The 20,412-nt window shown below is 49.7% G+C and carries 21 protein-coding genes; all 21 read left to right on the top strand.

The features are described 5' to 3' along the window. Window positions 1-27: 27 nt before the first annotated feature. A complete protein-coding gene (locus tag Q4488_RS14945) occupies window positions 28-2,031 on the top strand; it encodes a flagellar hook-length control protein FliK (protein WP_303581281.1) in 2,004 nt (667 codons plus the stop codon). Window positions 2,032-2,155: 124 nt separating this feature from the next. Beyond that, entirely contained in the window at window positions 2,156-2,689 is a 534-nt protein-coding gene (locus tag Q4488_RS14940; RefSeq protein WP_303581280.1) for a flagellar basal body-associated FliL family protein, read from the top strand. A gap of 13 nt (window positions 2,690-2,702) precedes the next feature. Beyond that, window positions 2,703-3,677, top strand: a complete 975-nt coding sequence (fliM, locus tag Q4488_RS14935; protein WP_303581279.1) for a flagellar motor switch protein FliM — start codon at window positions 2,703-2,705, stop codon at window positions 3,675-3,677. Window positions 3,678-3,713: 36 nt separating this feature from the next. Beyond that, on the top strand, window positions 3,714-4,118 hold the full coding sequence (gene fliN, locus Q4488_RS14930; RefSeq protein ID WP_303581278.1) for a flagellar motor switch protein FliN: 405 nt from the start codon (window positions 3,714-3,716) through the stop codon (window positions 4,116-4,118). Window positions 4,119-4,123: 5 nt separating this feature from the next. Beyond that, window positions 4,124-4,564, top strand: coding sequence for a flagellar biosynthetic protein FliO (gene fliO, locus Q4488_RS14925; RefSeq protein WP_303581277.1), 441 nt, complete (start codon window positions 4,124-4,126; stop codon window positions 4,562-4,564). Further along, on the top strand, window positions 4,561-5,310 hold the full coding sequence (fliP, locus tag Q4488_RS14920) for a flagellar type III secretion system pore protein FliP (protein WP_368411585.1): 750 nt from the start codon (window positions 4,561-4,563) through the stop codon (window positions 5,308-5,310). The genes fliO and fliP overlap by 4 nt, the downstream gene beginning before the upstream one ends. Before the next feature lie 55 nt (window positions 5,311-5,365). After that, the gene (gene fliQ / locus Q4488_RS14915; protein WP_303581276.1) at window positions 5,366-5,635 is read left to right on the top strand and encodes a flagellar biosynthesis protein FliQ; all 270 of its coding nucleotides are present in this window, start codon (window positions 5,366-5,368) and stop codon (window positions 5,633-5,635) included. Window positions 5,636-5,638: 3 nt separating this feature from the next. Continuing rightward, complete coding sequence (fliR, locus tag Q4488_RS14910; protein WP_303581275.1) at window positions 5,639-6,424, top strand: flagellar biosynthetic protein FliR; 786 nt, start codon at window positions 5,639-5,641, stop codon at window positions 6,422-6,424. 2 nt (window positions 6,425-6,426) lie between these two features. Continuing rightward, complete coding sequence (gene flhB / locus Q4488_RS14905; protein WP_303581274.1) at window positions 6,427-7,563, top strand: flagellar biosynthesis protein FlhB; 1,137 nt, start codon at window positions 6,427-6,429, stop codon at window positions 7,561-7,563. 191 nt (window positions 7,564-7,754) lie between these two features. Next, window positions 7,755-9,860 carry a flagellar biosynthesis protein FlhA gene (gene flhA, locus Q4488_RS14900; RefSeq protein ID WP_303581273.1) on the top strand — a complete coding sequence of 702 codons (2,106 nt, stop codon included), beginning with the start codon at window positions 7,755-7,757 and terminating at the stop codon, window positions 9,858-9,860. Window positions 9,861-9,895: 35 nt separating this feature from the next. Further along, window positions 9,896-11,383, top strand: a complete 1,488-nt coding sequence (flhF, locus tag Q4488_RS14895; protein WP_303581272.1) for a flagellar biosynthesis protein FlhF — start codon at window positions 9,896-9,898, stop codon at window positions 11,381-11,383. A 26-nt stretch (window positions 11,384-11,409) separates the two neighbouring features. Next, window positions 11,410-12,225, top strand: coding sequence for a MinD/ParA family protein (locus Q4488_RS14890; protein WP_303581271.1), 816 nt, complete (start codon window positions 11,410-11,412; stop codon window positions 12,223-12,225). Window positions 12,226-12,254: 29 nt separating this feature from the next. After that, on the top strand, window positions 12,255-12,965 hold the full coding sequence (locus Q4488_RS14885) for an RNA polymerase sigma factor FliA (protein ID WP_303581301.1): 711 nt from the start codon (window positions 12,255-12,257) through the stop codon (window positions 12,963-12,965). 48 nt (window positions 12,966-13,013) lie between these two features. Beyond that, the gene (gene cheY, locus Q4488_RS14880; protein ID WP_303581270.1) at window positions 13,014-13,400 is read left to right on the top strand and encodes a chemotaxis response regulator CheY; all 387 of its coding nucleotides are present in this window, start codon (window positions 13,014-13,016) and stop codon (window positions 13,398-13,400) included. A 9-nt stretch (window positions 13,401-13,409) separates the two neighbouring features. After that, complete coding sequence (locus tag Q4488_RS14875) at window positions 13,410-14,222, top strand: protein phosphatase CheZ (protein WP_303581269.1); 813 nt, start codon at window positions 13,410-13,412, stop codon at window positions 14,220-14,222. Window positions 14,223-14,234: 12 nt separating this feature from the next. Then, the gene (locus Q4488_RS14870; protein ID WP_303581268.1) at window positions 14,235-16,403 is read left to right on the top strand and encodes a chemotaxis protein CheA; all 2,169 of its coding nucleotides are present in this window, start codon (window positions 14,235-14,237) and stop codon (window positions 16,401-16,403) included. Window positions 16,404-16,442: 39 nt separating this feature from the next. Further along, window positions 16,443-17,540 (top strand): chemotaxis response regulator protein-glutamate methylesterase, encoded by a 1,098-nt coding sequence (locus Q4488_RS14865; RefSeq protein ID WP_303581267.1) that lies wholly within the window; start codon window positions 16,443-16,445, stop codon window positions 17,538-17,540. Continuing rightward, window positions 17,537-18,286, top strand: coding sequence for a flagellar motor protein (locus Q4488_RS14860; RefSeq protein WP_303581266.1), 750 nt, complete (start codon window positions 17,537-17,539; stop codon window positions 18,284-18,286). Before Q4488_RS14865 ends, Q4488_RS14860 begins: the two co-directional genes overlap by 4 nt. A 1-nt stretch (window position 18,287) precedes the next feature. Then, window positions 18,288-19,265, top strand: a complete 978-nt coding sequence (locus Q4488_RS14855) for a flagellar motor protein MotB (protein WP_303581265.1) — start codon at window positions 18,288-18,290, stop codon at window positions 19,263-19,265. Next, a complete protein-coding gene (locus Q4488_RS14850; protein ID WP_303581264.1) occupies window positions 19,265-20,041 on the top strand; it encodes a ParA family protein in 777 nt (258 codons plus the stop codon). The genes Q4488_RS14855 and Q4488_RS14850 overlap by 1 nt, the downstream gene beginning before the upstream one ends. After that, on the top strand, window positions 20,038-20,412 hold a 375-nt coding region (locus tag Q4488_RS14845; protein WP_303581263.1), incomplete at its 3' end, for a hypothetical protein. The genes Q4488_RS14850 and Q4488_RS14845, both read left to right, overlap by 4 nt.

Below are 20,412 nucleotides of genomic sequence, written 5' to 3'. Positions count from 1 at the left end.
AGCTATCAGTCTGCCGAGGAGTGCAGTATGGGTCAAACGCTTTCGACTTCTATCGGAGTTGGGCCATTATCAACGGTTACATCAGCATCAGGCAGTCGAGTCAATGTGTCAGGCGTCCCGTCGCTGGGTGCTTTGAGTGTCTCGACGGCAGGCACTCTAACAGCCTTTGATATATCGATGCAGCAGGCGCAAGCGCGTTTCTCTGCGATCGGCGAGCAAGCCGATAACGGACAGAGTTTGCCGCCGAGCGGGCGATTATTGCCTGCCGCTAGCAGCGAAACGAATGCGGCGGCAATGGCCGAGGCGAGTGCTGTGCAGATCGGGGTGGATAGCGCTGCTAAGGTGACTCAGGCAGCGGCTGAACAGGCGACCGAGCGGTTAGTAGTCAAGCAGTCGTTACCGTCGGTTATGACTAGCGACTCAGTCTTAGCGTCACGTTCCAAACAACACAGTGATGATGCCTCCGATACGAGTTTATCGGTTGATGCAACTCTGAAGCAAGTCGATCAATATCGACGCGCTGATTTAGCCGTGGCGGTTGATTCGGCGTTACAGCGCTTAGCAAATCGAGCCGAGCATGTTGGTAATGGCGTTAGTACTAACGCCAGTACTAATGCAAGTACTAGTGCGACTACAGTCACCGCTGCTCGCGTGGCGCCGGTCGCATCGGCGGATGCGTCACTGATGTTGGCTGATGCTGAAATGCAGGCCGAGTCGGCAGGCGTTGAGATGAGTGTCGCACCTCAAGCCGCTAGCGTGAGGGCTGGTTTGACTGACAATCAAGCCACCTTGCATGAGTCGCTAGCGCGACTAAGGTTGTCAGCAGCGGCGACTAGCGCTACGCAACCTGCGGCGTCGAGTGCTTTAGCGGCGAATACCGCTACTTATGCAGAAGAGATTCAAGCAACGACTCAGACAACGACTGGGCGGCCTGAAGAGGGCGGTATTGAAGGGAATATTGAAGGGAGCATAGAAAGGAGCATTGAGGTCGATAGGCTGAATCAAGCGTCTCGCGGGCGCTCTGAATCGAACTCAATTGAATTGCGTGCCGCCGACTTCGACGCAAGCACCGTTAGCGATGTGGCCACTGAGAGTGTTGCGACTCAACCGCCTGACACGGTATCGACGGAGCTTTCTCAAGAGCGTTCTCAAGAGCGTTCTCAAGAGCTTTTAGCGGCTGAGCTGCAAACTAATGAGCTTCAAGCCAATGGGCTGCCATCGTCCCTGCTTAAGGGAGCCGCGATGAGCGAATCCAACGCTGCGTTACTGTCTCAGCGAGAGATCGCGGGGAATGTTGGCGGCAGTCACGTTTTGCAGACGCCGCGTGTGGGGAATGATGGCGTGCCGGCATCGCTTACGCCACAGGCTGCCACACCGGTGACAGGACAACATTTGGAGTCGGCAAACACTTCCGCGGCAAGTGCCTTCAGTGTGGCTGATGTTCGCGCCAAGTTGCAGGCGACTGATAGCGAAAAATCCACGACGTTAGAGTTGAGTCGTGGGGGAGAGAACCGAGTCGAGAGCCAAAAAGACACCGCATTAAGTAGCTTTGCCGAGAGCTTAGCGAGCGTCTCTAAGGCGACGCGCAACGCACAGGAAGTGCCGCAGACGGTGATGCCTAACGGACTTCGGCCGGGTAGCGTCAGTTGGGGGCAGGCAGTCAATGATCGAGTGATGTTGATGGCGTCAAAAAATGGTCAGTTTGCTGAAATACAGCTAGATCCGCCTGAGTTAGGTTCATTGCAGGTGAAGTTGCAGGTGAAGAATGATCAAGTGAGCGTGGTATTCAATACGCCTCATGGGAGCACGCGAGAAGCGTTAGAGCAGAATATGCCAAGATTGAGGGAGATGTTTGCCGATCAAGGGCTGAACCTGTCAGATTCCTCAGTTGAAGATCAAGGCGGCAAACAGCAGCGCGAGGAGTCTAAATCGGAGACGGCCTTGGCGGGATATCAATCCGATAGGGTGGATGATGCTCGCGCCGAGGCGAGCGTTACAGAAAGCCTGTCGTTGGTGGATTACTACGCCTGACAGATTAACATTCGCGGGAATGTTGTTACGTTGCTTCCGCTGTTGAATCAGTATGTTATATTACACCTTTAATTGTGTTGTTATACATTGACCGATTTTTCGGTGGATTGTTCGTGAGGCAAAGATGGCTGATGATAGTACTGAAACAGCGGCTGACGAAGCGGCTGAGGGTGGAAAAAAAGGCTTGAGTAAGCTCAAACTGATCCTCATCGCGGTTGCTGGGGTGCTTTTGGCCGCCATTATTGGCGGTGGTGTTGCGATGTTTTTACTCGGCGGTTCGAGTGATGATCAGGCTGAGAGCGTATCGACTGATAAGCCTGCTCAGGCGCTTTATACTAAAATTCGAACGCTCGAAGGTAGTCCTTACTTTACCGTTGTTGTTCCGAGTCGGGATGGAAGAACCCATTATATGCAGTTGCATGTTGAGGCCAAAAGCCGCGATAACGAGGTAGTGACTGCGTTGACTAAGCATATGCCGAAAATTGTGTCGGTTTTGAATCAGCTTTTTTCCAATCAGTCATTCGATGAGTTACGTTCTTTTCAAGGCAAAATGATGCTACAACAGGCGGCTTTAGCTGAGATACAGCGGGTTATGCAGCAGAAAATCGGTAAGCCCGGCGTCGAAAAAGTGCTGTTTACCGGGTTTGTAATGCAGTGATGGATAGGCGTATATGACAGTCAAAGATCTGCTTTCTCAGGATGAAATCGATGCCTTGCTGCATGGCGTCGATGATGGCGATATTGATACCGATGAAAGTGTCGTCGAAGATGATTCTGGGATTAAAGTCTACGATCTCGCCAGCCATGAACGTATTGTTCGTGGACGGATGCCAACGCTGGAGATGATTAACGAGCGTTTTGCGCGTCATACGCGTATCTCTTTGTTTACCCTGTTACGCAATAATGCCGATGTTTCCGTGGGCGGCGTACAGATCATGAAATACTCCGATTATATTCACACCCTGTATGTGCCAACCAGTATTAACTTGCTGCGTGTATCGCCGCTGCGAGGTACTGCGTTATTGGTGATGGATGCTAAGCTGGTGTTTCGCTTGGTTGATAGCTTTTTTGGTGGCGATGGTCGACATGCCAAAATTGAGGGGCGGGAATTTACACCGACTGAGATTCGCCTGATCGATAAGGTGATCAGTCAATTTTTTGTTGATTTGGAAGGCTCATGGGAGCCAGTCATGCCCTTGAAGTTTGAAGTCAGTGGGCATGAAGTCAATCCGGCGATGGCTAACGTCATTAACCCTTCGGAAGTGGTGGTGGTGAGTAGTTTTCAGGTCGATATGGAAGGCGGTACCGGTGAATTTCATGTCACCATGCCCTATTCGATGCTCGAGCCTATTCGCGATATATTAATTTCAGGTTTTAAACCAGCAGAAGAAGAGTTGGATGAGCAATGGCTGACTTCCCTCAAACACGATATGTTGGGGGCACCGATCAATTTGGATCTGGTGATTGGCGAGCGGAAAATGAAGCTTCGCGATGTCATGCAGTTGGAAGCGGGTGATATTATTCCCATCGATATTGCCGATACATTAGAATTAAAAGCCGCACGGGTGCCGGTATTTAATTGCAAGCTAGGGACATCCCGAGGCAATCTGGCGGTAAAAATTGTTAGCCGGAGCAAGCATGACTAAATTAATGATTAAACCGTTGAATAGAGCGTATCACTCATGAGTAATGACGATAATGGAAATCAAGACGGCGCAGGGCTTGATGATTGGGGCGCTGCGATGGCTGAGCAGGCTCAAGCTGAAGCCGCGCAAGGGCAGTCTATTGATTTAGATGAGCTGAGAGATGATAGCGTCAAGCTGGATAACCCTAGTTTGGATGTTATTCTCGATATTCCGGTCAAGTTATCGATGGAAGTCGGGCGCTCTGATATCTCCATACGTAATCTGCTTCAGCTCAATCAGGGCTCGGTTGTTGAGCTCGATCGTGTGGCCGGAGAGCCACTGGATGTGTTGGTGAATGGTACCTTGATTGCGCATGGCGAAGTCGTGGTGGTGAATGATCGTTACGGCATCCGGCTGACTGATGTTATCAGTCCGCAGGAACGCATCGATAAACTCAGATGATACGTATGTGGGCTGTATGTGGTGCTGCGTTGCTATGGTTGGCGGACACTGGCGTGACGATGGCGGCCACCTCGGATACCGAAGAGACGGGCCGTGTTGTGACGCGACAGATGATCGATCCGATTAATTCAGGCTCGATTATGCAGCTGTTAGCCGGTTTGATTCTGGTGATCGGGTTAATTTTTTTACTCGCCTGGCTGTTGAAGCGTTATTCCGGTTTGCCCGGGCAGCATCGCGCCTTGCGGGTGGTGGCCTCGGTGCCGTTAACCACACGAGAAAAATTGGTTCTCGTACAGGCCGGCGAGCAACAGTTGTTATTAGGCGTGGCGCCGGGGCGCGTCAACTTGTTGCACAGCTATGATCAACCCCTCATCGAGGCAGGCAGTTCGCCCGGTGAATTTGCGGCTAAGTTACAGCAAGTACTGCAGCGTAAGGAGACCGAGTGAAGCCTCTATTCGCGTTGCTGCTGCCGTTAGTCTCGCTGTTGTTGCCTAGTTTAGGACAGGCGGCGGATGTCGGTATTCCGGCGGTGACTCTGACCACGAATGCCGATGGAAGTGCTGATTACAGTGTGACGTTGCAGATTTTAGGGTTGATGACGTTATTGACGTTTCTGCCCGCGATTCTGATGATGATGACATCATTTGCGCGTATTATTATTGTCTTTGCGATTCTGCGACAGGCATTGGGGTTGCAGCAGACGCCTTCCAATCAGATTCTGCTGGGATTATCGCTGTTTTTAACGCTGTTTATTATGTCGCCGGTGTTAGATAAAGTGAATGAACAGGCGGTGCAACCTTATCTGAATGAAGAGTTAACCTCGTATGAAGCGTTACAGGCCGCTAGCGTGCCTTTTCGCGGCTTTATGTTAGCGCAAACCCGCGAGAATGATCTTAATCTGTTTATGAATATATCCCGAACACCGGCGGTGCAAACGCCGGATGATATTCCTTTCACCGTCCTCGTGCCTTCGTTTGTGACCAGTGAGTTGAAGACAGCATTTCAAATTGGTTTTATGTTGTTTATCCCCTTTTTGGTCATCGACTTAGTGGTGGCGAGTATCTTAATGGCGATGGGGATGATGATGCTTTCGCCGGTGATTATCTCATTACCCTTTAAAATCATGTTATTTGTGTTGGTGGATGGCTGGGCTATGGTAATAGGGACGCTGGCGGGTAGTTTTGTCGTTTGACACAGGGTCGGGGTGATATCGCCTATCGTTTAACGCAGGGTTTGGAGAGCATATAATGACACCGGGAATGGTTCTTGATCTGTTTGGCGAAGCGCTGTTTTTGGTGGTCATATTGGTGGCGGTGATTGTGGTGCCATCACTGTTAGTGGGTCTGTTGGTGTCTACCTTTCAGGCAGCGACGCAGATCAATGAGCAAACCTTGAGTTTCTTGCCGCGGTTACTGGTGACGTTGTTAACGATTATGTGGGCTGGGCCTTGGATTTTAGGTCAGTTGATGGATCAGTTTAATAGTATTTTTGCCAATATACCGCTGTTTTTGGGGTAGCTTATGTTGCAGCTGAGTGCGCTTCAGTTGGAGCAATGGGTAGCACAATTCTTGTTACCTTTCTTTCGTATCGCTTCTTTTCTGATGGTTGTGCCGATGATTGGTACACAGCTGGTGGCGACGCGCATTCGTTTGGGCTTAGCGCTTGCGATGACGGTGGTTTTACTGCCCACTTTGCCGGCCATGCCGGTGATCGATGCCATGTCCTTGCAGACCTATATTTTGATTGCTCAGCAGATCATTATTGGTACCGCCATGGCGTTTGTGCTGCAAGTATTGTTTCAGATCTTCTCACTGGGTGGTCAGTTGATCTCATCGCAGATGGGTTTAGGTTTTGCCTCGGTCAGTGATCCGGCGAACGGCGTGTCGGTGGTGGTGCTGTCACAACTCTACTTGATGCTGGTGATGTTATTGTTTTTAGCCCTCAATGGTCATTTAGTGATGCTTGAAGCGTTAGCGCGGAGCTTTTTTGTGTTCCCCGTTTCGGCCGGTTCGATGCCAGTCGCCGGGTATATGGCGTTGGCTAAATCGGGTAGCTGGATGTTAGCGAGTGCCTTATTGATGTCGCTACCGGCGGTGACCGCCTTGTTAGTGATTAACTTTGCGTTTGGCGTCATGGCGAAGGCGGCTCCACAATTGAATATATTTGCTATCGGTTTTCCCTTTACGATGTTGGTAGGGCTGGTGATCGCTTGGGTGAGTTTAGAAGGCTTTCTGGGGCAGTTTCAGCGTTTTGTCACGCTTGCATTTAATTATATCGATCAGGTTTTAGGTGTGGGGGTGCTGTAACGATGGCTGAAGACAGCGGTCAGGAAAAAACCGAAGAACCCACATCGAAACGATTACGTGATGCGAAAGAGAAGGGCGATGTGGCGCGCTCAAAAGAGCTAGCCACAACCATCTTATTATTGTCGGCTGCCGCCGCGGCGATCATGTTTGGTGGTCAAGTTGCGGATAAGATGGCGGGTATGATGAAGTTTAACTTCGAGCTTGATCGGCAAGCGGTGATGGATCCCGCCGCGATGTTTATGCATCTGGGATATTCTATATTTGAAGCACTGTACGCCTGTCTTGGTTTCTTTGCTGTGCTGTTAGTGGCGGCGATTGTTGGCCCGATTGCCTTGGGTGGCTGGAATATCAGTATGAAGGCGATGGCGCCTAAGTTTAGCCGGATTGATCCTCTGGCCGGTATTAAGCGGATGTTTTCCCTGAAAGCGTTGCTAGAGCTGTTTAAAGCATTGGCCAAGTTTCTGGTGGTGGGTTCACTCTCGTTTCTGGTGCTGTATACATCTAAACAGGCGCTATTTTCACTCGGTTCACAGGATATTATTCCGGCCATGTCTCATGCCACAGAGATTGTTATCTGGGCGTTCCTGGTGATGAGTGCCACGATGATCTTAATTTCGGTGATTGATGTGCCGTTTCAGATCTATGATTATACGCAAAAGCTGAAAATGACCCTTCAGGAAGTGAAGGATGAGATGAAAAATAGCGAAGGTAAGCCGGAGGTAAAAGGCCGTATTCGGCAGCTACAGCGGGAAATATCACAGCGCAAGATGATGGCGGCTGTGCCGGAAGCGGATGTCGTGATTACCAACCCAACTCACTATGCCGTGGCCCTTAAGTATGAACAGGGGGGCGGTGGGGCACCCTTTATGGTGGCGAAAGGGGGCGATTTTGTGGCCCTAAAAATCAGAGAAATTGCAGATCAACATGAGATTCCGGTGTTGTCTGCACCACCTTTAGCGCGAGCTATTTATCACTCAACCGATGTCGATGAAGAGATACCATCGGGTCTGTTTAAAGCGGTGGCTGAAATTCTCGCGTATGTGTATCAGTTACAACGTCATAAGCGGCGACAAGGCCCCGCGCCGAAAGCGATCTCAGAACAGTTGGATATACCGGATGAGCTACGCCGAGATGAGTAATGGTCGCTGTAGTGAGACGGAAGGCTATAGCCTGGCTGGATTCTTGCATTAGATGGGTTAAGATAGTGAAAGCGTCAAAATATTGATGTTTTTCGTTTTATATTAATGTTATTTTTCAATCTTTAAATAATTAACTATTTTGTGATGTTTTTTTGACGTTTTGTCGGCGGAGAGACCTCATTTGAGGCGTAATGGATAGAACAGCGATCTATAATAATGTACGTGGCGTCAGTAAAGGGAATCTCGGGATTCCTTTTTTACTGCTGCTGGTGCTCGGTATGGTTACGCTGCCGATGCCTCCCTTTCTATTGGATACCCTGTTTACCTTTAATATCGCCCTATCCATCGTGGTGCTGCTGGTCTGTGTGTATGCCATGCGGCCATTAGATTTTGCTGTTTTCCCGACGATTCTGCTGATTGCCACGTTAATGCGATTGGCGCTAAACGTGGCATCGACTCGCGTGGTGTTATTGTATGGTCATGAAGGAGGGGATGCCGCCGGTAAAGTGATTGAAGCCTTTGGTGAGGTCGTAATTGGCGGAAATTATGTCGTCGGTTTAGTGGTGTTTTTGATTTTAGTCATCATTAACTTCGTGGTTGTCACCAAAGGTGCGGGGCGTATATCCGAAGTAAGTGCTCGCTTTACCTTGGATGCCATGCCGGGTAAGCAGATGGCGATCGATGCCGATTTAAATGCCGGATTGATTAGTCAGGATGATGCTAAAACACGACGTCAGGAAGTAACTCAAGAAGCCGATTTTTATGGCTCGATGGATGGTGCGAGTAAGTTTGTTCGCGGCGATGCCGTGGCGGGCATCTTGATTCTGGTGATTAATATTCTCGGTGGTTTGGGTATCGGGATGTTACAGCATGATCTGTCATTCGAGTTGGCGGCGCGGTATTACTCGTTGTTGACGATCGGTGATGGTTTGGTTGCACAGATACCGTCATTGCTATTATCCACCGCGGCGGCGATTATGGTGACGCGCGTTAACTCGTCACAGGATATGGGTAAGCAGGTTATTGGGCAATTGTTTGGTTCGCCTAAAGCCTTAGCGGTTGCTGCCGCTATCTTGTTTATTATGGGCTCGATTCCGGGCATGCCTCATGTCGCATTTTTATCGCTAGCGATTGCGGCGGGTGTTGGGGCTTACTTTATTCAGCAGCGGAATCTGGCGGCGGCTGCGGCCGAGCAGGTACAGGAGGCGGCGGCTAAAAGCGCACCGACAGAGCCGGAGCAGGATGCTAAAGAGTTGGATTGGGATGATGTGATGCCCGTGGATATGATCGGCCTAGAAGTGGGTTATCGATTGATTCCAATGGTCGATAAATTGCAGGGCGGGCAGTTATTGAACCGTATTAAAGGGGTACGAAAAAAGCTATCTCAAGACTTGGGCTTTCTCGTGCCGTCGGTGCATATTCGAGATAACCTTGATCTGATGCCAGGCGCTTATCGCATTACCTTGATGGGGGTGACGGTGGGTGAGTCTGAAGTGTATCCCGATCGAGATTTAGCGATCAATCCCGGTCAAGTATTTGGTACGCTAAAGGGGATCAATGTAAAAGACCCCGCTTTTGGCTTGGATGCGGTTTGGATTGAGCAGAGTCAGAAAGAGCAGGCGCAAACGCTGGGTTATACGGTGGTTGATGCCGGTACGGTGGTGGCAACCCATTTAAATCAAATCCTGCAAGCGCACTCGCATGAGCTGATGGGACATGATGAAGTACAAAAATTATTGGACCTATTAGCTAAAACGTCACCAAAACTGGTAGAAGAGTTAGTTCCAGGCAAGCTTTCTGTGAGTACACTGTTAAAAGTGTTACAGAACTTATTGATGGAGCAGGTGCCGGTGAAAGATTTTCGCACGATTACCGAGTCTTTAGCCGAGGCCGTTGCGCGAACTCAAGATCCACAAGGACTGACGGCGGCGGTGCGTATATCGTTATCGCGTATGATTGTGCAGAATGTGGTGGGTAATGATGACGAGTTACCGGTGATTACGCTCGATCCTCAGTTGGAACAACTGCTGTTGGGCTCGGTGCAACGCGGTGAAGGTAATGAAGGGTTGGTGATTGAACCGACCATGGCTGAGCGTCTGCAAACCTCGCTCGCGGGTGTGGCGCAGCAGCAAGAAGTGGCTGGGCGAGCTTCAATATTATTGGTGGCGGCACCGATAAGACCGTTGTTGGCTAAATTTGTACGCTATGGCGAGCATCAAATTAGTGTGCTTTCCTATCAGGAAATCCCCGAAAATAAACGGGTTACGATTATTGCGACAGTAGGTGGCCAGAGTTAGGTCGGTGCCTAATGAGGTCATGAATAGAGACGGTTATGAAAGTTAAACGCTTTTTTGCTCCGGATATGAGGCAGGCTATGCAACGGGTCAGGGACGAAATCGGCCCGGATGCCGTGATTGTCTCAAATCATCGTGTGGCGGGTGGCGTTGAAGTCGTGGCCGCGCATGAGCATGAATACGAAGCGGCTCAGCAAGAGTTTAAGCGTAAGCGAGCGGTCGAACATAGTCGTAAAGAAACGCCGTCGCAACCCACTAAGCTGCAAAGTAATCTTGCCGAGGAGTTACGCAAGGCGCAAGCCCGCATCGCCACGGCTCAAGAGGGCACGCCGGAGCCGCGTCAGAAAAACCGTCAGTTAGATGATGACGATGAAGAGTTGAGTGAAATCCTTGATACGCTCAAGCGTCGGCAGCAGGGACGCATGCATCAGTCAGCAGCGATGCAAGATACCCCCGCCCGAGTGCAGCCCAAACTGGATCCCACGCGTCAAGCGCACGAATTTAAAGCTGCGACGGAGACGCCTCGCGAGACAGAGCAAGATGCTATTGTCGCCCTTCAGCAAGAGATTGAATCACTAAAGAATATTCTTAACCGTCCTCGCGAAACCGAGCCGCAGCGCCCCGCAGCTGAAACCATTAAACCTAAAGCGTCAGCCGCCGCGCGCCCTCGACACGTACAGGCCGATTCGGCGGTGCTCAAAGTGGAGCGCCGCTTAGAACGCATTGGCTTGGGCCCGCAAATCAGTCGACAGTTATCCGCTAAGGTGACCGATGCGGACGAACTCGATGATGCTTGGCGTGCAACGCTGACACACTTGAGTGACAATATTCCTGTGATGGGTGAGGATTTTGTTGAACGAGGCGGCATGATTGCGTTTGTCGGGCCTACTGGGGTGGGTAAAACAACCACAATCGGCAAGCTGGCGGCGCGCTATGTGTTAAAGCATGGTAGTTCGAGTGTCGCGCTAGTGACGACCGATTCCTATCGTATCGCCGCCCATGAACAGTTGTTGACGTTTGGCCGTATCTTGGATGTGCCGGTGCGCGTGGTGGATGAAAATAACTCGTTGGATGAGGTGCTGTCCTCGCTGCGCGGCAAACGTTTGGTATTGATCGATACCGCCGGTATGAATGCCCATGAACCACATACTCAAGCACAGTTGAATATGTTGGATGATGTGTCGGTACGCTTGAAAAAACTATTAGTCTTATCCTGTTCGAGTCAGCGTCATGTGATTGAGAGCGCTTATGAGACGTATGCGCCGTTAGGATTGAGTGGCTGTGTGTTGAGTAAACTGGATGAATCGGGGAATCTCGGTGAAGCGCTGGATTTGGTGATTGAAAATGGTTTATCGGTAAGTTACGTGACCGATGGGCAACGGGTGCCGGATGATATTAATGTCGCGCATAAGAAAGATTTAGTCAGTCGAGCGGTGATTACGGCGCAGAAGGCGACGCGCAGTCGTCGAGTATTTCAAGAACATCAACAGGACAGGCTAGCCAGAGATGATCATTGGGAGAGCTGATTTGTTAACAGATACAGGAAACCGCCATGGGTAGTTCGCGACCGGTTAAGGTGATCGCCGTTACCGGTGGTAAAGGTGGCGTAGGTAAAACCAATGTCTCGGTCAATATGAGTCTGGCGCTGGGGGAGATGGGGCATCGGGTGGTGTTAATGGATGCCGATCTTGGTCTTGCGAATGTCGATGTATTGTTGGGGGTTAAAGCGCAACGCAATATTTCCGATGTGTTATCCGGTACCTGTGGCTTGAAAGAGTTACTGATTGATGTCGATACTAACGTTCGCATTGTCCCCGCAGCATCGGGTACGCAGGCAATGACCTCCCTGAGCGTGCATGAGCATTCTGAATTGATTCATGCGTTTAGTGAGATAGCGGATGATCTGGATATTCTCGTGATAGATACCGCCGCCGGTATCTCTGAGGCGGTGGTGAGTTTTGTGAAAGCGGCACAGGAGGTAGTGGTGGTGGTGTGTGATGAGCCGACCTCCATTACCGATGCCTACGCTTTGATGAAGCTACTGAATCGTGATTATAAAATGACGCGCTTTCGCGTGTTGGCGAATATGGTCCGTTCTGAGCAGGAAGGACGCAATATGTATAACAAATTATTGACGGTAACCGATCGCTTTCTTGATGTAACCCTTCAATACCTAGGGTCAATCCCTTATGATGAAGCTGTTAGAAAGGGAGTTAAGCAACAACGTGCTGTTTTAAAAGCGTTTCCACAGAGTAAAGCCGCGTTAGCCTATAAACAACTGGCGACCAAAGTGGACGCTTGGCCGATGCCCTCCAGCCCTCGAGGGCACCTAGAATTTTTTGTTGAGCGCCTGATTACTGGCGCCTGAATAGATAGCCAGAATAGCGAATGATCTCTATGTATAATCAGCTTCAGTTTCGGTCTAGTCAGGAGATTATTGAGCAACATACAACGTTAGTTAAGCGTATTGCTCATCATTTGCTGGCAAGATTGCCGAATAGTGTTGTGCTGGAAGATTTGATTCAAGCGGGTATGGTGGGATTGTTAGAAGCCGCGAAGAAATATGATGCCAGTAAAGGGGCCAGTTTTGAAACCTATGCGGGGATTCGCATTCGTGGCTCGATTATTGATGAAGTGCGTCGAGGTGATTGGACGCCTCGTTCCGTGCATCGAAATGGTCGGCGTGTTTCTGAGGCGATTCAGGCGATTGAAATGCGTACCGGTCGAGATGCCCAAGATGGGGAGGTTGCTGCTGAACTCGATATCAGTGTGACTGAATATCATGCATTATTGAAAGATTCTGCTGAAAGTCGCCTGTTTAGCTTCGATAAGTTAACGGCGCCTCAGGATGAAGGGCCTAGTGAGGTGATTGCTAGTAATGAACCTAATCCGTCTGAAGCGTTTGAAGAAAAAGATTTTATGCAAGCCGTTGCCCGCGAAATACAGGGGCTGCCTGAGCGTGAGAAGCTGGTGTTGTCGCTGTATTATGATGAAGAACTTAACCTTAAAGAGATTGGTCAGGTGTTAGGGGTTAGCGAATCGCGCGTCAGTCAAATACATAGTCAGGCGGCATTGCGATTACGTGGTCGTTTAAAAGAGTGGCGGTGAGACTGAAACAGTCAGTTACCGTTAAAGCGAGTGTTAGGAGGGATTGTCTTGAATAAAGACATGAAAATTCTGGTAGTAGATGATTTCTCAACCATGCGTCGGATTATAAAAAATCTGCTACGTGATCTTGGGTTTAACAATATCGTAGAGGCAGACGATGGGGCAACAGCGTTGCCATTACTTAAAGCGGGCGGTATTGATTTTTTGGTTACAGATTGGAATATGCCGAAAATGTCGGGTATCGATCTGTTAAGAACGGTGCGTGCCGATCCTGCGTTGAGTCATATACCGATTCTGATGGTAACGGCTGAAGCGAAGCGAGAGCAAATTATTACGGCGGCTCAAGCGGGTGTAAATGGTTATATTATTAAGCCTTTTACTGCCGGGGTGTTGAAAGAAAAAATTGAGAAGATTTTTGTGCGTCTACAGGGCTAGGAGGCGTTAATGTCTGATTTTGAAAAACATTATGATCAGCATCTGTTTGAAACAGAGCTTCGAACACGAGCAGAGCGGCTGGTGGAATTGCTTGATCAAGGGCAGCTGTCTCAGGCGATGGATCAGGTGCAACAACTCAATGATATGCGCCATCAGGCGCTTTATCATGAGGTGGGGACACTCACGCGTGCGGTGCATAATGCGATTATCGGTTTTACCGATGATATCAGTACTAAAGATCTGTTAAGGGATTCTCAACATAATATAGCGTCAATATCCGATGCCAGTGAACGGCTCTCTTATGTGATTGAACTCACTGAAGCGAATGCGCATAAAACCATTGATCAGGTAGATAATGCGCTGGAATATGTGGCAACGATTGAACGACATTTCTTACAGCGTCAAGAGCTATTAGATGAGCTGGCGTTACTCAAGAAGGATCACCCTCGACTCGAATCCTTGTACGATAAAGCCTGTGTCTATGCTGGGGAGCAGACGGTTGTCTTAGGACATATCAAAGAGCAACTCACCGGTATATTAGTCGCGCAGGAATATCAGGATATCACCGGACAGCTTATTAAGCGTGTTATTCAGTTGGTCGCCGATGTTGAAGATAAATTGGTTGGCTTAATGGCGGTGGCCTCTCGAGTCAATAGTTTGGGCACTTTGCCTGCTAGTGCTGGGGCTAAATCAGAAGCCGATACGGCGACTGAACCCTCTGAGATGGAGGCCGATGGGCCACAGGTGAGAGGGCGCAATTCAGCCTCGGTCGCATCCAGTCAGGATGAAGTTGATGATCTGTTATCTAGCCTCGGTTTTTGAAAGGTAAAACGAATGTCCTTGAATGTTGATCAGGAAATATTAGAAGACTTTTTAGTTGAGGCCGGAGAGATACTGGAGCAACTGTCTGAGCAGTTAGTTGATCTTGAGCAGCATCCAGAAGATCGTGAATTACTGAATGCCATCTTTCGCGGCTTTCATACCGTTAAAGGCGGCGCGGGTTTTTTGCAACTCGATCCGATGGTGGATTGTTGTCACAGTGCCGAAAACCTGTTTGATCAGTTACGTAATGATGCGCTGAAAGTGTCGCCCGAGCTGATGGATCTCGTGTTACAGGCGTTAGATAGCATTAACGGAATGTTTGAGACGGTTAAGCAAGGCTGTTTTCCTGCGCCGGTCGATCCGGCTTTGTTAGCGGGCTTAGATACGATAGCCTCGGGACAGGCGCCTGTTGCGTCAGTCACGCCTGTGCAAGCCTCCGTGGGCGTCGCCACTGACTCGAGACAGCAGCAGACCGATGCCGCCGTGAGTGCTGAGTTTAATCGATTTGTCTCGGGCTTAGATAACGGCTCAGCTAATGCGAGCGCGGTAACGAGTCATTCAGAGGCAGCATCTGACTTGATTACCGAAGATGAGTTTGAAGATCTATTAGACGAATTACATGGCCCGCATGGTGCGCCGGGTATCGTCGCAGCGCCAGCGTCTGATCTGATTACGGAAGATGAGTTTGAAGATCTATTAGATCAATTGCATGGTCCTCATGGCGCGCCAGGTGTTCATCCGCAAGGGCCGTCAGAGCGTATCGCTGATGATGAGTTTGATCAATTGTTGGGAGGTTCGACGCCGCCGCTGGAGACGGTGACTAATGCAGCGTCTCAGAGTGATCTGATTACCGATGATGAATTTGAACATCTGCTTGATGATCTGCAATCTAAGGGTGAGGGGGCTTTTGCCTCGATACCGGCTCAGCCAGCCAAAGCGGTCGCGCCTGTTAGCGCCATCGATGCAGACGATGCTCATGTTAGCGCTGTGGCTAAAACAGCCGCCCATAAACCTGCGGCTGAAAGTAATGTCCGGGTGGATACCCGCTTGCTAGATCAGATCATGAATATGGTGGGTGAGTTGGTTTTGGTGAGAAACCGACTCGTGCGTCTCGGTGCCGAGGTGGATGATGGTGATATGTCGAAAGCCTTGGCATCGCTGGATATGGTGACGGCTGATTTACAAATGTCAGTGATGAAGACTCGAATGCAACCGGTGAAAAAAGTCTTTGGTCGCTTCCCGCGCTTGGTGCGCGATCTGTCGCGGCAGTTGCATAAAGAGGTCAACCTGGAACTGCGAGGCGAAGACACCGATCTGGATAAAAACTTGGTTGAGGCGTTAGCCGATCCATTGATACATCTAGTGCGCAATGCCATCGATCATGGTATCGAAGAGCCCGACGTTCGCGAGCGTTATGATAAACCTCGCGAAGGGCACGTTTTGCTATCGGCAGAACAAGAAGGCGATCACATCCTCTTAGTCATCGAAGATGATGGTGCTGGTATGGATCCTGATGTATTGCGTAATCTTGCCGTCAAGCGGGGTATGCTGGATCAGGAAGCGGCGGCTCGGTTGAGTGATCATGAATGTTATAATTTGATTTTTGCCGCAGGATTTTCGACGAAAGAGCAAATTTCTGATGTCTCAGGGCGGGGAGTTGGGATGGATGTGGTGAAAACCAAAATCTCTCAACTTAATGGTAAGCTGGATGTCGACTCTACGTTGGGTATGGGCTCGCGCATTGAAATACAGGTGCCGTTGACGCTCGCTATTATGCCAACCTTGATGGTGTTACTCGAAGGTCAGGCGTTTGCGCTGCCACTGGTGAATGTGAATGAGATTTTCAACCTTGATCTGACGCAAATTAACATGGTTGATGGTCAGCAAGTGATTATTGTTCGCGATAAAGCGATGCCCTTGTTTCATTTGAAACGCTGGTTAATGAAAGGTTTTGAGAAAGATCCGTTGCCTGAACATGGTCATGTTGTGATAACCAATGTTGGCACCATGCAGGTTGCTTTCGTGGTTGATCAGTTGGTGGGGCAAGAAGAAGTCGTTATTAAACCGCTCGGTTCGGTTTTACATGGAACACCAGGTCTGTCTGGCGCCACCATTACGGGGGATGGCCGCATAGCTCTGATCGTTGATATTCCTAGCCTATTGAAGGCGTATGCCAGTTGAACAGTATGTTCGCACGGCAGATTTATACTGGATAACCGTATGACAGTTAGAGTTTTAGTTGTTGATGATTCATTTTTTTTTCGCAACCGTATAAAGCAAATACTGTCCAGTCATCCTTGTATTTCGGTTGTGGGTAGCGCCAATAATGGTGAAGAGGCTGTCGCTAAAGCTAAACAATTAAGGCCGGATGTGATCACCATGGATGTGGAGATGCCGAAGATGGATGGCATCACTGCGTTGAAAATCATTATGGCTGAAAGTCCCTGTCAGGTGGTCATGTTGTCCTCTCTGACGCGTCGAAGTGCCTCTGTGACGCTTGAGGCGTTAGCGCTGGGGGCGGTTGATTATATGGAAAAAGATGCTCAGGCATGGGTGAGTGGACCGAGCTCTGCCGATGTCGGGCAGATTGCCACCCTGCTTACCGATAAAATTCTTGCCTTGGGGCGCGGTAGAACGCGTCCGGTGCTGACGAGCACGCTGAGAATCCGAGAGTCAGCAGCTCATACACCTTTGAATGTTGTCAAAAATTCGCGGCTTAAGAGGGCAGACAGCCATATTCGGGTGCCCGCGTGTGACATCGTGACGGTTGGAGCATCTACGGGTGGCCCCGCGGCGTTGCAATTTATCTTAACCAAGATTCCGGCTAATTTTCCCGTGCCAATCTTACTGACGCAACATATGCCTAAAGCCTTTACCTCGGTTTTTGCTAAGCGTCTCGATGATTTAAGCTTAATTAGGATTAAAGAAGCCGAGAACGGCGATCAATTAATGCCCGGGCATGCTTATCTTGCGCCGGGTGGGCAGCAGATGATTATCGATCCGTCAAACCATCGACAACTACTGATACGTGAAAGTGATCAGCGGATGACTTATAAGCCGAGTGTCGATCTAACCTTCGCATCCGTAGCCAAAGGTTATGGCAAGCGGGCGCTAGGGATCGTGATGACCGGTATGGGGGCTGATGGTTGTGATGGCGCTCGGGTGTTGAAAAAAACCGGTGCCACTATTTGGGCGCAAGATAAGGAGAGTTGTACTATTTTTGGCATGCCTAAGGCGGTGATTCAGGCTGAGTTGGCGGATGCGGTGATCAATTTAGAGACGCTTAAGGAATTATTTGAGCATTGGGGTCCGCGATGAATCTGATCAGCCTAAGCGGTATTCTACTCGCGATTATTGCGATCTTTGGTGGCAACTACCTCGAGGGCGGTGGTTTTGACGAGTTATTGAATATACCCGCTTTACTGATTGTGGTGGGCGGAACGTTTGCCGCGGTGTTGATTCAATCATCATCGGCCGAGCTATCCCGTGCGTTAAAATTATCGGTTCGCGTATTTGGTAAAACGGCGTTGGATTATCCTGAAGGCATTAACAATATTGTTAGTTGGTGCGTGATTGCGCGACGTAAAGGGTTGCTGGCGCTGGAAGATGAAATTGCCGGACAAGGGGATAGCTTTGTTCAGAAAGGTTTACAGATGCTCGTTGATGGCCGTCCTCCTGATGTGATTCGTTTGACCCTCGAAACGGAGTTGATTAGCCGTGAGAATCGTGATTTACAGGCGGCCAAGGTACTCGAAAGTATGGGCGGTTATGCGCCGACGATGGGTATTATCGGTGCGGTTTTAGGGCTGATCCATGTGATGTCCAATTTATCCGATCCGGCTAATTTAGGCGTCGGCATCGCTACCGCATTTGTCGCCACTATTTATGGTGTGGCCCTGGCTAACCTTCTGTTTTTACCGTTGTTTAATAAGATTAAGGCGATGACGCTGAAACGCTTTTATTATCAGGAGATGATGCTGGAAGGCTTGTTGTCTATTGCCGAAGGTCAAAATCCGAAGATTATTCAGTTACGCCTACAGGGGTATTTGGAACAGGGGTCTTAACATGTCTAGGCGTAGGGTTGAAAAGCATGACTTAGATGCTCAGCGCTGGGTTATTTCCTATGCCGATTTTATCACTCTGTTGTTTGCATTATTCGTTGTGTTGTACGCGATCTCCTCGGTCAATGAAGAGAAGTATCGGCAGGTGGCTGAGTCATTTGCGGGGGTTTTCTCTCGGCCTCAGGTGGCAGATGCTCAACCGGGTGGTGAATCTAACGTTGATCCAACGGGACTATCCATTTATCAGAATGGTACCGCTAATCAAGCCTCTCAGACCATCCGTATTGTGCCCCCCAAGGCTGAAAACAGTGCGGCTTTACGCGCGATTGGCGAACAGTTGCAGTTACAATTTAAAAAACTGATTAGCAGTGGTCATGTTGCGGTACAGAGTAATAACCTCTGGGTTGCATTAGAATTGAGTGCTAATCTTGTTTATCCTGAAGGGGGGGCGCTGCCAGCTATTACCACCGATCCGGTGTTTGAGCGAGTGGCGAGAATAGTCAAAGCCTATGATAACCCGATTCACGTCGAGGGCTATACCGATAATCAGCCGATCTCGTCGGATCTGTTTCCCTCTAATTGGGAGTTGTCGGCGGCCAGAGCAGCGGGAGTGGTACGCATTTTAGAAATGAATGGAGTGCCGCCACAGCGCATGGCGGCAGTGGGCTTTGGTGAATATCAGCCGATGAGTGATAACAGTACCGAAACCGGCCGTCGTGTTAATCGGCGTATTGTGATTGTTATTACTCGGGATCGTAAGACACAACGAGTGGTGTCTGCTTTTGGTAGCGAGCAGGTGAGCGAGGATGCCGTTAGTTCTATAATGACAGAAAGTGGTTTGCCCGAGTCGGAGATAAAAACGCTAACCGATGAGCAGGGACAGATTCATTTCAATCGTCAAACGCCAACGCAAGCAGCAGATACAACAACATTAACGTCGCCAGAGAATTCCTCTGAGCAGGCACAGGAGTCACCGCAGTAATGCAAGTATGGGCGGTAGCTAATCAGAAAGGTGGTGTGGGTAAAACCACAACGGCGGTGACATTAGCCGGTTTATTGGCCGATGCCGGTCAGCGAGTATTATTGGTCGATCTTGATCCTCATGGGTCGATGACCAGTTATTTTAAATATGATCCGGATGAACTAGAAAATAGCGTTTACGATCTGTTTCAGCCAGACAGTATCATCGATATGAAACAGCTGGAGCCGTTGTTGATGCCCACCTCGAATACGGGCATCGATCTGATACCGGCGACGACGGCGCTGGCAACCTTAGAGCGTAAGTCTGTTGGACAAGAGGGGATGGGACTGCAAGTCGCGAAAGCGCTGCGTTTATTGCAAGATCGTTATGATTATGTGCTGATTGATAGTCCGCCGGTACTCGGGGTGTTGATGATTAATGCGTTGGCGGCTTGTGGCCATCTGTTGGTGCCGGTGCAAACTGAATTTCTGGCGTTGAAAGGGCTAGAAAGAATGCTGCGCACCATCACTATGATCAATCGTGCGAGGAAGCGGCAACTGACCTATACCTTAATTCCGACTTTTTATGATCGTACTATTCCCGCCTCGGTGAGTTGCTTACGCGAGTTGCATCAGCGCTTTGTCGATCATATGGCGGCTTCTGTAGTGCCGGTGGACAGTAAGTTTATTACTGCCAGTGCTAAAGGTGTTACGCCATCGGCACTGGATTTGACGATGCCGGGCGTTCAGGCATATATCCGTGTATTACGAGGCTTGGCTGAGCGGGGTCGAACATGAGTGATACGCAATTGAACCGTCAGCAGCAGTTAGTGAAAGAGTACCTTGATGCTCTGCTCAAAGAGGATCATGACGATTACAGTATCGAAGAAGAACTGACACTATCGTCAGCGGCTGAGGCGGTGCTCGATGAGCCATACTTGATGGCCGAAGCGTTACCTAAAGCCGGGCCAGAGATGGAAAATATTTCTCTGGATGATATGGCAATAACACTGGATATGGAGGCTGCACAGCCTAATACTGTTCAGCCAGAGCCAGAGCCAGAGCCAGAGCCAGAGCCAGAGCCAGAGCCAGAGCCAGAGCCAGAGCCAGAGCCAGAGTCGGCGACAGAGACAAAGCCAGATACTGAGACGGAGGGGGGGGGCGCGGGG

This window comes from Amphritea sp. 1_MG-2023 (genome assembly GCF_030547545.1).
In the GTDB taxonomy this organism is placed as follows: domain Bacteria; phylum Pseudomonadota; class Gammaproteobacteria; order Pseudomonadales; family Balneatricaceae; genus Amphritea.
This window is presented reverse-complemented; position numbering and strand designations above follow the sequence as displayed.